This window comes from Vibrio sp. Isolate22 (assembly GCF_022398115.1).
GTDB lineage: Bacteria > Pseudomonadota > Gammaproteobacteria > Enterobacterales > Vibrionaceae > Vibrio.
The window spans coordinates 56563-70969 of record NZ_JAKEUW010000010.1 but is presented as its reverse complement, the minus strand read 5'-3'; the positions used below and the strand labels follow the sequence as shown (position 1 = coordinate 70969).

The window sequence follows — 14407 nt, the reverse complement described above, 5'->3', positions numbered from 1 at the left end:
CCTGCCCTTTATTACTGTCTATCTAATCGTTAGTCTTTCGACATGCAGTTTAGATTAAGTAGCATTAATTCACGCAACGCAACTGAGAACTTAGCAAACTCATGAACAGAACCCACTTTGAATTCGTTCAGGATGCTTTCCCAGCGGTGTAGAGAAACAGAGTTGCTTTCCATCCACTCATCGAGCGCTTTAATCACATCAAGATCTGAACCACAACCACAGTTAAGAACTTGGCCTGTTAGCTGGCGTTGTTGCCAATCCAGATCTTCTCTGAATGCAGCACGTGCCAATGCTTGCCAGTTGTTATCGACTGCTTGACCATTGATTTGCTTCAAGAACCAGTGCAGAGACAAACGGTCGCCTAGATTGAAGTAAAGCTTAGACGCTTGTTGTACTGTTTTACCCGTTTCACGAGCCACTGTGGATATATCCAGTGCTGAGTACAAGCTAGACAGACGCGCGACTGAGTTCGCCAATTCTGCGGTTACGCCTTGGTCAATCCATACTTGCGCCATTGCTTGATGTTCTTCTACTTCTGAAGCAACCAGGTTTTCATCCAGTTTCTCAGTAATAGCTACTACATCGCCTTGGTAAAGTTCAACGAGTGCTTTCACAGATTGCTTGCCAGTACGGTTTCTTAGCAACCAACGGGTCAAACGGCGCAGTGTACGACGTACATGGTACAGCAACTCATATTGAGCCTCTGAACTAGAGATGTTATCCAGTTCACGAATGCTCTTAAGCACTTGGCCCAAACCATAGATTTCACGTGATGCCGCGTAAGCATTAGCAATATCGACAATGTTTGCGCCCGTCTCTTCTTGCAGACGAGTGATGAAGTTACAACCCATCTCGTTAACCATTTGGTTAGCAAGTGCCGTCGCAATGATCTCTGCACGCAGTGGATGGTTATCCATGTGCTGAGAGTAGTTACGGCGTAACTCAGTTGGGAAGTATTGCATCAGTTGTTGAGCATGGAACTCATCATTCGCAATATCATCGCTCACAAGATCTTCTTTCAGAACCATCTTACCGTAAGCGATCAATACAGATAGCTCTGGTCGGGTCAGACCTTGACCTTGCTTCTCACGCTCTAGCAGAGTTTCGTCATCTGGAATGTATTCTAGGCCACGATCCAGATACCCTGCTTTCTCCATTGTGTGAATGAAGCGGATTTGTTCTTTAACTAAGCTCACGCCTTGATGTTCAGTTACCGAAATAGACTCAGCTTGGCAGTACGCGTCATCAAGTACAATCTCACCAACTTCATCTTCCATTGACTCTAGAACTTGGTTACGTTGCTTAACCGTTAGATCACCATTAGACACCAAGCCATTCAAGAAGATCTTAATGTTTACTTCGTTATCTGAACAGTCAACACCACCCACGTTATCAACGAAGTCTGTGTTAACTCGGCCGCCGGTAAGCGCATATTCAATACGACCCAATTGAGTCATACCCAAGTTACCGCCTTCACCAACAACTTTTGCTTTCAAATCGCCGCCATTGATACGCAACACGTCGTTAGCACGGTCGCCAACATCAGTGTGAGTTTCACTTGAAGACTTAACGTAAGTACCAATACCACCATTCCACAGTAGATCAACTTCCATAGACAAGATCGCTTTGATCAAATCATTTGGTGCCATTGATGCTTTCTTGGTACCCAACATTTTCTGAATTTCAGGCGTTAGAGAGATAGACTTCGCTCGACGAGAGAAGATGCCACCACCTTGAGAAATCAGTTCTTTGTTGTAATCTTCCCAACTTGAGCGCGGTAGATTAAACAAACGATCGCGTTCCACCCAGCTTGATGCTGAATCTGGATTCGGATCAATGAAGATGTGCATGTGGTTAAATGCCGCTTGTAGACGGATGTGCTTAGATAGCAGCATACCGTTACCAAATACGTCACCCGCCATATCACCAACACCGATAGCAGTGAAGTCTGTAGTCTGGCAGTTAATGCCCATTTCACGGAAGTGACGCTTAACCGATTCCCAACCACCTTTTGCTGTGATACCCATCGCTTTGTGGTCGTAGCCGTTAGAGCCACCCGAAGCAAACGCATCACCTAACCAGAAGTTGTACTCTTCAGATACAGAGTTCGCTAAGTCAGAGAACGTTGCTGTACCTTTATCGGCCGCAACAACCAAGTACGGGTCATCTTCATCATGACGAACCACATTCTGAGGTGGGATAACCTCGCCTTCAATGATGTTATCTGAAACATCTAGTAGTGCACGGATGAAGCGCTTGTAACAACGTTGCCCTTCAGCAAAGATCTCGTCACGGCCAGACATAGTGTGCTGACGTTTACAAACGAAACCACCTTTTGCACCTACAGGTACAATTACCGTGTTCTTAACTTGTTGTGCTTTAACTAGGCCCAGAATCTCGGTACGGAAATCTTCTTGACGGTCAGACCAACGAAGACCACCACGAGCCACTTTACCGCCACGTAGGTGAACACCTTCAATATCTGGTGCGTATACGAAGATCTCAAATGCAGGTACTGGAGCCGGGATATCTGGAATCTCGCTTGGTCTCATTTTCAGAGCCAACCAAGGCTTCGCTTGTTTGTTGTCGTCTACTTGGTAGTAGTTAGTACGAAGCGTTGCAGTGATCATCTCCATGTAGCGACGAATGATACGATCATCATCCAAGCTTTCTACATGATCGAGCTGCTCAGTGATCTTCTTAATAAGATCTTGTTGACCTTTCGCGCTGCCCTTCAGTTTCGGATCAAAACGCTTACCGAATAAGCTGACTAGACCTTTAGCTAAATCTGGGTAGTGTGACAAGGTGTCTTCAATGTATTGTTGACTGAATGGGAAACCAACTTGACGCATGTAGCGAGCATAAGCACGTAAAATTGAGATTTCACGACCAGATAGACCAGCACCTAGTACCAAACGGTTAAAGCCATCGCTATCTAATTCACCAGCCCAGATTGCTGCAAATGCTTGTTGGAAAAGATCACGAGCTTCACGAAGATCAATCGTTTGGTCACTCTTATGAAGCATAGAGAAATCTAAGATCCAATAAGTAGTACCGTTAGTCTTACGAACTTCGTATGGTGATTCACCAATAACGCGCAAGCCAAAGTTTTCAAGCATTGGCATCACATCAGAAAGGTGAATTGGCTCTGCACTGTGGTAGAACAGTTTTAAGCGCACTGCTTTCGAGTCTGCCGCTTCTTCCTGAGGACGGTAGAAAAGCATACCAAGTTTATTATCTTCACTTAGTGCTTCTAAGCGCTCAATATCTGCAACAGCAGAACCTGGCATCATGTCTTCTTTGTACGAACGTGGGAATGCACGCATGTACTCTTTCGACAATGGAAGACCTTTGCTCTCACCGAAGTTTGCAATGATTGATTCAGATAGGCGGTCATCCCACGTAGACGATACTTCCATTAAATTTTGCTCGATTGTTTTCACGTCCACGTCCATGTTGTTGTTATCAACACGAACAATATAGTGTGTTCTTGCCAGAGGGCTTTCTGAGAAATATGTTGTAAATTCAACTTCTTCTTCACAGCCAAAGTATTGCTTCAAGATGCGCTGAGTTTGGCGACGAAGCTCGGTGTTGTAACGATCTTTTGTTACATAAACCATACAGCTAAAGAAACGGCCAAACGGGTCTTTGCGTACAAACAAACGTAGAAGATCACGATCTTGCATTTGTACGACACCAGTACCTACTTCAAGTAACTCTTCTTCTCGAGCTTGAAGTAGTTCATCACGTGGGTAGTTTTCAAGAATATTGTGCAGCGCTTTGTATGAGTATGAACCCTCACGGTAACCACTTGCATCCAAGATTCGTTCTACTTTCTCACGAACCAGAGGAATCGTTTCAACGGTTTGGTTATAAACCGCAGAGGTGTAAAGACCAGTAAAGCGATGCTCACCAATAACCTTACCGTTCTTATCGAACTTCTTAATACCGATGTAATCATTGTAAGCTGGGCGGTGAATGCGTGAAGCCGTGTTGCCCTTGGTAACGATAAGTACGTATGGTTTTTTCGCTTCTAGACGTGCAGAGTCAGAAAACTCAGACAACTTAACGTTACGTACACGATCTGAATTCGCAAACAAACCAAGACCTTGCTCCTTGGTCGGTTGCAGCTCAGTATCGCCATTAACTGAAACTAGGTCATATTCCTTATAACCCATGAATGTAAAGTTGTGTTCGCCTAACCAACGAAGAAACGCCAACGTCTCATCGAAACGTTGGCCGTCTACTGGAATGCTGTCTTTCTGCTGCTCAACCTGATCTGTTACTTCTTTCAGTCTTTCAACCATTTTAAGCCAGTCGTTCACCACTAAGCTTGTATCGGTGAAAATGTCTAGCAGCTCTGTTTTCAATGCCGTCATTTCAGCTTTGCTGCTCAAACGGTCAACCTCAATATGGAATAGAGATTGAAAAACACCTTCGCCACTGCTCACACCCACTACGCTTCCTGAATCAGAACGAGAGATTTGTGTTGGGTTGTGCAACATAAGGTGAGAAGAAAGGTCTAGGCGAGTAAGTGCCATTTTTACAGAATCGACAAGGAATGGGCTGTCTGGTACCACTATCTCAACGATAGTGTGAGTAGACTGCCAACCTTGACGACTTACCGTCGGGTTGAAAACGCGTACCGAGATTTCGTCGGCTTTCTTTTCGTTGATGTGGTGCCATAAGCTAACTACAGCACCATATAAATCGGATTCGTTTCTCTGAGTCAGATCGTCGTGAGAAACGTTACTAAACAAGTGTTGAGCAAGTTGAGTTACGAGAGGTCGATGAGCAAGGTCAAGTTTGTCTTGAATCAGCTTGTAAACTTTTTCAAGTAAAACTGGAACCACAGTTTCACGTGCGGTCATAGTCACACTCCACAATTAGAATTATATTTTATTATTAGGGGGATCACTTAATCCGGTGTTTGAATTACGCCGTTGAGCGCTTGTCTACTAACGAGTTAAGCAAAGGTAATGCATTCATTTATTGTAAAAGCATTATTGAAAAATGGTTAATTGTTTTAACTGTGGTAGGAGGTGAAATGTTTGATTATGTGATTAAGATTCCTTTTAACTCACTAGGCACGCCAAGCTTTACAGAGCTTCCAACTTGATAAACTTATTTTTTTGGTCAGTTGTCAGCCTAAATTGCCCTCTAACCCCTATTTGTGTAAGAAAAGGTCTGAATCGAGTTGCAGGTAACTGTATGCGCAATCCTGTTGTTGTTATTACTTGAACTTGACTTGCCGCACCCGAATAACTGGCCAGAAACTGCTGATATGAGATGTTAAGTTGGAAAATATAGTGATTCATACGATGCCTGTATATATACAGTGCCGGTATTTTTTGGCACTTAACGATGTCTAACTGTAAAAACATTCTGTCTAAAAAGCTTTGGATTTAACTTTAGCTTACTTAAATATCGATCCCCCATAAACAAAAAATCAGTGGTAGATGCTCTCTACCACTGATGAATTTTTTATATGAGTAAACCGCTTCTTAGCAAGCTGCTCACACTATTGAGTTCTTCACTTAAGCTTCTAGTGCTTTTGTTACTTTCTCAAACAAGTCTTTTGCAAGATTATCCATGTTCTTCAACGTCTCAAGCTCTGTTTTGATAAGTGCTTGACGCTCGTCATCATACTTACGGAACTTAAGCAGTGGATCAATCAGACGCGAAGCAACTTGCGGGTTGCTGCTGTTTAGTTCACGTAAGATCTCACCAGCAAATGCATAACCCTGTCCCGATTTATCATGGAATTGAACCGGGTTCATGTTGAAGAATGAACCGACTAAGTTACGCGTACGGTTCGGGTTCTTCAAACTGAATGCCTGATGTGACATAGACTCTTTGATCACTTCAAGCGCATTTGAACTAGGGTTGGTACCTTGCAGCGCAAACCATTTATCCATAACAAGACCATCATGCTTCCACTTGTCGCTGTAATCTGACATCAAGCTTTCACGACAAGGCAATTTTGCACTGTTAGCGGCGCCCATTGCAGCCATAGTGTCAGTCATGTTGTTTGCTGTTTTATACATCTCAACAACCAAGTCGTTACCCTGCTCTGTATGAGCTAAGTAGCTTAGACAAACTTTACGCAGAGTACGCTTACCAATTGAGTCGTGATCAATTGTATAGTCCGTTAGCGCATGGCTGTGATAAACCGCAGCCAACTCGTCTTCAAGCTCTACTGCTAGCGTCACCTTCATCGAGTTAAGCACTGACGCGACAGCATCAATATCAACACGCTCATACCATCCAGACACTTCATTGTGGCTTGGTAGTGAAAGCATTTCTGCGATGAATGCCGGTTCTAGCGAATCACTCAGTAGTACACCGCGGAATGCATCAACAACAGATGCTGATAATTCAAACTTCTGACCTTGTTGAACGTTCTCAACGTTACTGCGAATGTACTTAGCCAATAGCATTTGACCCGCATCCCAACGAGAAAACTCATTGCGCGCATTCACCATTAAGAAGATCAGCTCTTCATCTGAATAGTCGTATTCAAGTTTTACTGGTGCAGAGAATTCACGCAGCAATGATGGCACTGGTTTCTCGATTACGTTTTCGAACACAAAAGTCTGTTCAGCTTCTTTCACATCTAACACATTGTGAACAGGCTTACCGTTACATTGTAACTCAATCACATCACCTGTCGCAGTGTACAGTTCGATGTCTAGAGGAATATGCAAGGCTTGCTTTTCAGCTTGCTCATGCGTGGGTGCGGTTACCTGGCGAGTTTTTAGTGTGTACTGTTTTTTCTCTGCGTCATAATGGCTTTCAACAGACAGAGTCGGTGTGCCAGATTGGCTGTACCATAAACGGAACTGAGACAGATCAACACCCGATGCATCTTCCATTGCGGCAACGAAATCTTCACACGTTGCTGCTGTACCATCGTGGCGTTCGAAGTAAAGCTTCATACCTTTTTGGAAGCCTTCTTCGCCAAGTAATGTATGAATCATACGAATCACTTCGCTGCCCTTTTCGTACACAGTCAGAGTGTAGAAGTTATTCATTTCTATCACTTTTTCTGGTCGAATTGGGTGAGACATTGGGCTCGCATCTTCTGCGAATTGTGGACCGCGGATAATACGTACGTTGTTGATACGGTTTACTGCACGAGAGCCAAGATCTGAAGAGAACTCTTGGTCGCGGAATACGGTTAAGCCTTCTTTCAGGCTCAATTGGAACCAATCACGACAAGTCACTCGGTTACCAGTCCAGTTGTGGAAATATTCGTGACCAATTACCGCTTCAATACCTAAGTAATCGGTATCCGTTGCTGTTTGGTCGTTCGCTAGAACAAACTTAGAGTTAAATACGTTTAGTCCCTTGTTCTCCATCGCACCCATGTTGAAGAAATCAACCGCTACGATCATGTAAATATCTAAGTCGTACTCTAAGTTAAAGCGCTCTTCATCCCACTTCATTGAGTTAATCAAAGAAACCATTGCGTGATTTGCACGGTCTAGGTTGCCTTTATCAACGAAGATTTCTAGGTCGACTTTACGGCCAGATTGCGTGGTGTAGGCATCGCGAAGTACATCGAAGTCACCAGCTACTAGTGCAAACAGGTATGCTGGTTTCGGGTGCGGGTCTTGCCATTTAACCCAGTGACGACCATTTTCTGCCTCACCTTCATCAACACGGTTACCATTACTTAATAAGAATGGGTTTTCTGCTTTGTCCGCGATAACGGTAGTCGTGAACTTTGCCAGTACATCAGGGCGATCCATGTAGTAAGTGATACGACGGAAACCTTCCGCTTCACACTGAGTACAGAACGCGCCGCCTGATTTATAAAGGCCTTCTAGTGCCGTGTTCCCTTCAGGGTTAACTTCAGTAACGACAGTTAGCGTAAATTCTTTTGGAAGTTCGTTTAACGTAAGTTGAGTTTCAGACTGTTCGTATTGCGACCACTCTTGACCATCGACCAAAACAGAAACCAACTTCAAGCCTTCTCCATCCAATACTAATGTCGAGCTGTCTTTCTCTTGCTTAACACTAGAAACCGCTGTGATGATGGATGCTGAATCGTACAAATCGAAGGTGAGATCGATTTCAGCAATAGTGTGAGATGGTGATTGATAGTCTTTACGATACTTGGCTTGAGGTGTATGTGCCATGACGAGTTCCTTTTGATCGTTATACGTAATTATTTTTAACTGTATATATCTAAAGGTTGAGCGCCGAGAACACAAGGGGAATATTGAAAAAAGGAGGCATTGTTAAAAAATGCCTCCATGTTTTGCTATTTTATCAGTCAAATCAGATAGGAACGCCTAATAAATGACCTGAGAACCATATTATCAACAAGCTTGGATTTCAGAGACCACATCGACATTTAGCGGATACGGTTCAGCACCGCAAACATGTCTCCCTCCTCACCTTGGAGCGTTAATACATCACTGTTTAGCGTGTAACGAGTACCATGTTCACCATCTTCGTAAAGCAGGACCAGTTGATCCCCTTCCGTGTAGTAGACACCGCGACGAACTACTTCACTGCCCGCATCATCAGATACACGGAACATGAATATAAAGTCAGGCTGAAGGACCAAATCCATCTTTTGAATATTGCTCGCTCTCAAGTCACTGCCGGACAACTCCGCGCTCGACCAGATCCCCGCCAGTGCATTAGGTAATGCTTTTGTGAACATCACACCATTGAGATTCAACATATTGTGATTACTGCTGTATGAGTAGACTTGTGGCTCAGATGTATTCAACCCCAGGATGATCGTATCTTCATTAGCATTATATAAACCTTCCCAATGATCGACACTGTAGTCTTTTTTCTGGATATCGATAGTAAATGAGTAATTTGAATCGAGAGTCAGCTTGATTGCTCTAAAGTTTTCAGTGCCTTGCTCTGGATCTGGATTCATCAGATACCAATCACCAAGCAACAGAGGAAGGTCAAAGTGGGATAGATTACTATCGCTTTTTGATTGTTGACCATTAGAAGCAACTTCGCTCCCAAAAGCAGCGAAACTTAAACAAGATAAAAATAATAGAATCCATTTCATAAGCGTCCCCTCGTTTTCTTTAAGCTTAGGCACGTAATGAATAGAAAGCGAAAAAATATGATCCAAGTCACTAAATTTTAAATGCGAAGTAACTTAAATGTCATTATTAATCAAACGAAAATCTAGAAAACTCTCGGGGAACTCCCTCGCTAATTTTCAATAAAAGCCTAAGTAAACAATTAGATAGCGTCACATCAGACCGAATAGATACAAAAAAAGCGAGCCTAAGCTCGCTTTTTAATTTCAACAGGTCGTAAACCTATTTGTTGATCATATCTAGCATGATTGCAACCGACTCATCAAGATAAGCGTCTGGCGCTTCGTAATCGTTAGGAACATCATCCAACGTTTTAAAAAGCTCTAAATCAGCAGCTTTTTGACGTTGATTGATACGTTCTAAACGAAGAGCTTCCGCATCATCACTCTCTTGTTGGCGAACTTTTTCATTCAAAGAAAGTTCGTTGTCGTCTTTATCTGCCTTATATTTTTCAATATCTTGCGCGATAAAGCCAAATTCCATGTCTGTCGCGATACGAGCTTGGTGTTTAGCCGTTAACGCAGCTATCTGCTCATCGTTACGTTGTAACACTGAGTATTTCGCTTTGTCGATACTATCCCAAGGTAGTGCATTATCTTCAACACTTTCACCAGTATCTGCTGGATCGATCGGCGTTGGGTAAGCAATATCAGGGACTACCCCTTTGTTTTGCGTACTGCCACCGTTGATACGGTAGAATTTCTGGATTGTGTATTGAACATAGCCCAACTCTTTATCGAATAAATCATAAATATGATTCAAAGAGCGGTGCTGTTGTACCGTTCCTTTACCAAAAGAGTTTTCACCTAGAATAATCGCTCGACCGTAATCTTGCATTGCTGCAGCAAAGATCTCAGATGCCGATGCACTGTAGCGATTCACTAAAACCGTTAGCGGTCCTTGGTAGCTAATCTTACCATCGGTATCACTGTTTACTTTGACACGACCGTAACTGTCACGAACTTGGACAACAGGTCCCTCTTTGATAAATAGACCAGAGAGTTCCGTTGCTTCGGTTAATGCACCGCCGCCATTGTTTCGAAGATCGACAATAATACCTTCAACACCTTGCTCTTTAAGCTCAGTAATCAACTTGTCGGTATCTTTCGAAAGACCAACGTAAAAGCTTGGTACTTCTAGTACACCAATCTTCTTACCGTCTTTCTCGATAACTTCTGATTTAACAGCGCGGTCTTCTAGACGAATCTTGTCACGGACAATTGTGACAACGTGACTTTTTGCATCTTTACCATCTGGCAAGATCTGTAGCTTAACTTTGGTCCCTTTCGGGCCTTTGATAAGTTGTACTACATCATCTAAGCGCCAGCCGATAACATCAACAATCTCTTCGCCATCTTGACCAACACCAACAATGCGGTCGCCATCACTCAACTGTTTACTGTTAGAAGCCGGTCCACCAGCTACTAAAGAACGAATAACGGTGTAGTCGTCTGTCATTTGAAGCACAGCACCAATCCCTTCCAGAGATAGGTTCATCTCAGATTGGAATTGCTCTGCATTTCTAGGAGAAAGATAACTAGTATGAGGGTCGACCTCTCGCGCAAATGCGTTCATGTAGATCTGGAAAGCATCTTCGTTGTGCGATTGCGTGATACGCTTCATCGCATTGTTGTAACGCTTTTCCAAAACTTCTTGAATTTCTGGCCACTCTTTACCAGTCAGCTTTAGATTCAACGCATCATATTTAACGCGTTTTCTCCAAAGCTCATTCACTTCAGCGATATCTTTCGGCCACGCAGCCTTACTGCGATTCAGTTCGATAGTTTCATCGGTATCAAACTTGATCTCGTTATCGAGCAAAGACAGTGCATACTGAAAACGTTCAAAACGCTTCTGCATAGACAAATTGTAAACATCGAAAGCAATCTGGTTGTCGCCTGCTTTTAACTGGTCATCAATTTGTTTAGATGCCGCAGAGAAAGAGTCAATATCAGCTTGAGTGAAGATATTACGATTGTAATCCAGCATCTCTAAGTAACGATTAAAGATAGCTTGAGAAAAATCGTCGTTGAGATTGAAGTGTTTATAGTGGGAACGAGTAAATCGAGAAGTAACACGTTTACTAGCAGTTTCGTGTTGGACCTCAGGAGCGAGTAGAGGTAAATCGTCCTGATCTAATTTGGCTTCAAGAGCCTGAGCTGAAGCTGCTAGCAAAAAGCTAGCAGCAATCAGTGTCAATTTTGAACGGCATTTCATGCGTAGGAGTATCTCCTTTAAGCGCGCAAGTGCTCCGCTTTAACAACCATTTGTAGGCCGTTTGCTAACTGAACACGTACATCTTCCTTATTGATTTCAACAATGGTCGCAGCCATGTTTCCTTTACCCATGTTCACATTTACTTCTTTGCCAGCGATGAATTCGTCAGCGTTCAAAGCGCGTGTTTCTACAGGCTTTTCTACTTTTGGTGCTTTAGGCGCTTGGCGACGAGGCTGTGGAGCTTTCTTCGCCTTAGGTTTCGCTTTGCCTTCTTCACGAGCTTTTTGTGCTTGCTCTTTACGACGAGCTTGAACTTTAGCTTTGCTTTCTGCAAGTGTAGCTTTAGCGTGCTCAACGTGCTCTTCTTCTAGTGTGCCACACGCGTTGCCGTCTAGGTCAACACGCTCTGCACCAGCTTTTACGCCGTGCAGGTAACGCCATGATGATGTGTACTGTCTTAACGCTGCACGAAGCTGAGTCTTACTTACTTTTTCGTCTTCATTTAGACGTTCAGCAAGATCTTGAAAAATACCAATTTTAAGTGGCTTCGCTTCACCTTCTAAAGTAAAGCATTTAGGGAAACATTCAGCAATATATGCGATAACTTCTTTGCTGTTTTTTAACTTTTCAGTGTTTTCCATGTGGGTTCCTGGTTTTTGCGGTTTTCCGCGAGCATTAAGAAAATATTTTTACGTATTATAGAGAGATGCTTGGGAAAAACCACAGTAAGAGAATAATTTATGCCTTGTTCGCGTGCGAATTAAGCAGCTTTTCCACTTCAGCCATGAAAAACGTCAGTCCTTCCTCGTCAATTTCGCTAAATCGACCAACATTTGGGCTATCGATATCAAGTACACCCGCTATTTTTCCATCAATCGAAAACGGAATTACGATTTCTGAGTTACTTGCCGCGTCACAAGCAATGTGACCCTCAAACTCATGCACATCGTATATACGTTGAACAGTGTTCGTTGACACTGCTGTACCACATACACCACGGCCAACAGGAATACGCACACATGCAGGTTTACCTTGAAATGGACCAAGAACCAATTCATCGCCCTTCATTAAGTAAAAGCCTGCCCAGTTAAGATCGTCAAGTTCCATCGACAGTAATGCACTGATATTTGACAAATTTGCGATCATATCGGTTTCTGATTCGATTAATGCAACGGCTTGTTTGGTTAAGCGATGGTAATGTTCTATTTTCATTATTAACTTCCAATTAAATTGAGACTTCCATTATTAAGAGAACACAGTAGAATGCGACCACCCACCTAAATAGGACTTATTCTCATTAAAATGACCAATTCAGATGACACTATTAGCCGTTCTTGGCTGATAACTCAAGTAAAAAAACACAAGTCCAAACTGGTGTTTGCCAACATCATTGCGGTGCTCGCGACACTAATCAGTGTCCCTATCCCACTGCTCATGCCACTCATGGTGGATGAGGTACTTCTCGACAAGCCAGCATCTGGGCTTGAGATGATGAACCATATGCTGCCTACGTCAATGCAAACCCCTACCGGCTATATTGCATTAACTCTTTTACTTGTCATCTTGATGCGCACTGTCAGCCAAGGGCTTAACATCCTTCAAGGACGTCAGTTCACGCTAGTCTCTAAAACCATCACGTATAAGATGCGCAGCAAGATGATCGACAAACTCGGTCGTATCAGCATCAGACAGTACGAGACAAAAGGCAGTGGCGGCATCAATGCTCACTTGATCACAGACATAGAGACCATTGATAAGTTTATTGGTTCAACACTGTCTAAATTCCTAATCAGCTTTTTAACTGTGTTCGGCACAGCGATCGTTCTATTGTGGTTAGAGTGGCGTTTAGGCCTGTTCATTCTACTGGTCAATCCTGTTGTCATTTACTTCTCACGTAAACTAGGCAGTAAAGTTAAGCACTTAAAGAAACACGAGAACCAATCGTTTGAACGTTTTCAAAACCGATTAGTTGAAACACTAGACGGCATCTATCAACTGCGTGCAGCTAACAAAGAACGTATTTTCCTTGATGAACTCAAGGTTCAAGCGAACCAAGTAAGAATCGATGCTGACAAATATGCATGGCAATCAGAAGCTGCTGGTCGAGTTTCTTTTCTGCTCTTCTTACTAGGTTTTGAACTGTTTCGCGCGGTAGCGATGCTAATGGTGTTGTTCAGTGACTTAACCATTGGTCAAATCTTTGCTGTATTCGGCTACTTGTGGTTTATGCTAGGCCCGGTACAAGAGCTGCTCGGTATTCAATTCTCTTGGTATAGCGCTAAAGCAGCGCTGCAACGTATAAATGATCTGCTACAACTAGAAGAAGAGAAACGCCCTGTTAGCAAGGTGAACCCATTCAATGATGATGAAGAAGTGACGGTCGACATTGATAACGTTACATTCTCTTACACATTAGAAAACACTGTTTTAAATAACCTCTCGCTGCACATCCCTGCTGGTAAAAAAGTGGCATTGGTTGGGGCTAGTGGTGGCGGTAAATCCACGCTAATCCAGTTGCTGATTGGGGTTTATCAAGCAGACTCTGGATGTATTCGCTATAACGGTGAAACTACCGATGACATCAGTTTTGATATTATACGCAACCAAATTGCTGTTGTTTTACAACAACCTATACTCTTCAACGATACATTAAGGCATAATCTGACCCTTGGCGCTGACTATGACGAAATGTCGTTGTGGCGCGCGCTTGAAGTCTCTCAAATGCAAGACGTGATCAAGCAGTTAAGTAACGGCTTGGATACTCAAATTGGTAGGAACGGTGTTCGCCTTTCAGGAGGCCAACGACAACGTCTAGCCATTGCTCGTATGGTGCTGAGCAATCCTAAGTTTGTTATTCTTGATGAAGCAACATCAGCATTAGATACGGCAACAGAGTCTGCACTGCATAAAGCGTTGAGTGAGTTTTTGAAAGACCGCACAACTTTAATCGTGGCTCATCGCTTATCAGCGGTGAAGCAAGCAGATCTAATCTATGTTTTAGAAGATGGACAAGTCACACAGACGGGAACACATGGTGAACTGGTTGAACAACAAGGACTTTATCAAACACTCTATGGCAGTGTGCAATCGCACGCCTGATAGTTATT

The 14407-nt window shown here is 43.2% G+C and carries 8 protein-coding genes; 1 reads left to right on the top strand and 7 read right to left on the bottom strand.

Going from position 1 to position 14407, the window contains the following annotated elements; all coding sequences use genetic code 11:
* Positions 1 to 29: 29 nt before the first annotated feature.
* From L1D55_RS08245 to L1D55_RS08215, 7 genes are all read right to left on the bottom strand, one after another.
* Positions 30 to 4871, bottom strand: coding sequence for an NAD-glutamate dehydrogenase (locus tag L1D55_RS08245; protein ID WP_239917104.1), 4842 nt, complete (start codon positions 4869 to 4871; stop codon positions 30 to 32).
* A 228-nt stretch (positions 4872 to 5099) separates the two neighbouring features.
* Positions 5100 to 5318: a DUF2835 domain-containing protein gene (locus L1D55_RS08240; RefSeq protein WP_102425630.1), complete on the bottom strand. Its 219-nt coding sequence runs from the start codon at positions 5316 to 5318 to the stop codon at positions 5100 to 5102.
* A 219-nt stretch (positions 5319 to 5537) separates the two neighbouring features.
* On the bottom strand, positions 5538 to 8144 hold the full coding sequence (gene pepN / locus L1D55_RS08235; protein WP_239917103.1) for an aminopeptidase N: 2607 nt from the start codon (positions 8142 to 8144) through the stop codon (positions 5538 to 5540).
* 218 nt (positions 8145 to 8362) lie between these two features.
* The gene (locus L1D55_RS08230; protein WP_128160502.1) at positions 8363 to 9046 is read right to left on the bottom strand and encodes a hypothetical protein; all 684 of its coding nucleotides are present in this window, start codon (positions 9044 to 9046) and stop codon (positions 8363 to 8365) included.
* A gap of 259 nt (positions 9047 to 9305) precedes the next feature.
* Positions 9306 to 11300, bottom strand: a complete 1995-nt coding sequence (prc, locus tag L1D55_RS08225) for a carboxy terminal-processing peptidase (RefSeq protein ID WP_239917102.1) — start codon at positions 11298 to 11300, stop codon at positions 9306 to 9308.
* A gap of 17 nt (positions 11301 to 11317) precedes the next feature.
* On the bottom strand, positions 11318 to 11941 hold the full coding sequence (gene proQ / locus L1D55_RS08220; RefSeq protein ID WP_004742319.1) for an RNA chaperone ProQ: 624 nt from the start codon (positions 11939 to 11941) through the stop codon (positions 11318 to 11320).
* A 97-nt stretch (positions 11942 to 12038) separates the two neighbouring features.
* Positions 12039 to 12512: a GAF domain-containing protein gene (locus L1D55_RS08215; protein WP_239917101.1), complete on the bottom strand. Its 474-nt coding sequence runs from the start codon at positions 12510 to 12512 to the stop codon at positions 12039 to 12041.
* Between the two features lie 90 nt (positions 12513 to 12602).
* On the opposite strand from L1D55_RS08215, the gene L1D55_RS08210 reads away from it, so the two are divergent.
* The gene (locus L1D55_RS08210; protein ID WP_239917100.1) at positions 12603 to 14399 is read left to right on the top strand and encodes an ABC transporter ATP-binding protein; all 1797 of its coding nucleotides are present in this window, start codon (positions 12603 to 12605) and stop codon (positions 14397 to 14399) included.
* Positions 14400 to 14407: the final 8 nt, after the last annotated feature.

Excerpts from the sequence above, each read along its gene's own strand:
- L1D55_RS08245 (WP_239917104.1), bottom strand. The coding sequence starts at position 4,871 with ATGACCGCACGTGAAACTGTGGTTCCAGTTTTACTTGAAAAAGTTTAC.
- L1D55_RS08240 (WP_102425630.1), bottom strand. The coding sequence starts at position 5,318 with ATGAATCACTATATTTTCCAACTTAACATCTCATATCAGCAGTTTCTG.
- pepN (WP_239917103.1), bottom strand. The coding sequence starts at position 8,144 with ATGGCACATACACCTCAAGCCAAGTATCGTAAAGACTATCAATCACCA.
- L1D55_RS08230 (WP_128160502.1), bottom strand. The coding sequence starts at position 9,046 with ATGAAATGGATTCTATTATTTTTATCTTGTTTAAGTTTCGCTGCTTTT.
- prc (WP_239917102.1), bottom strand. The coding sequence starts at position 11,300 with ATGAAATGCCGTTCAAAATTGACACTGATTGCTGCTAGCTTTTTGCTA.
- proQ (WP_004742319.1), bottom strand. The coding sequence starts at position 11,941 with ATGGAAAACACTGAAAAGTTAAAAAACAGCAAAGAAGTTATCGCATAT.
- L1D55_RS08215 (WP_239917101.1), bottom strand. The coding sequence starts at position 12,512 with ATGAAAATAGAACATTACCATCGCTTAACCAAACAAGCCGTTGCATTA.
- L1D55_RS08210 (WP_239917100.1), top strand. The coding sequence starts at position 12,603 with ATGACCAATTCAGATGACACTATTAGCCGTTCTTGGCTGATAACTCAA.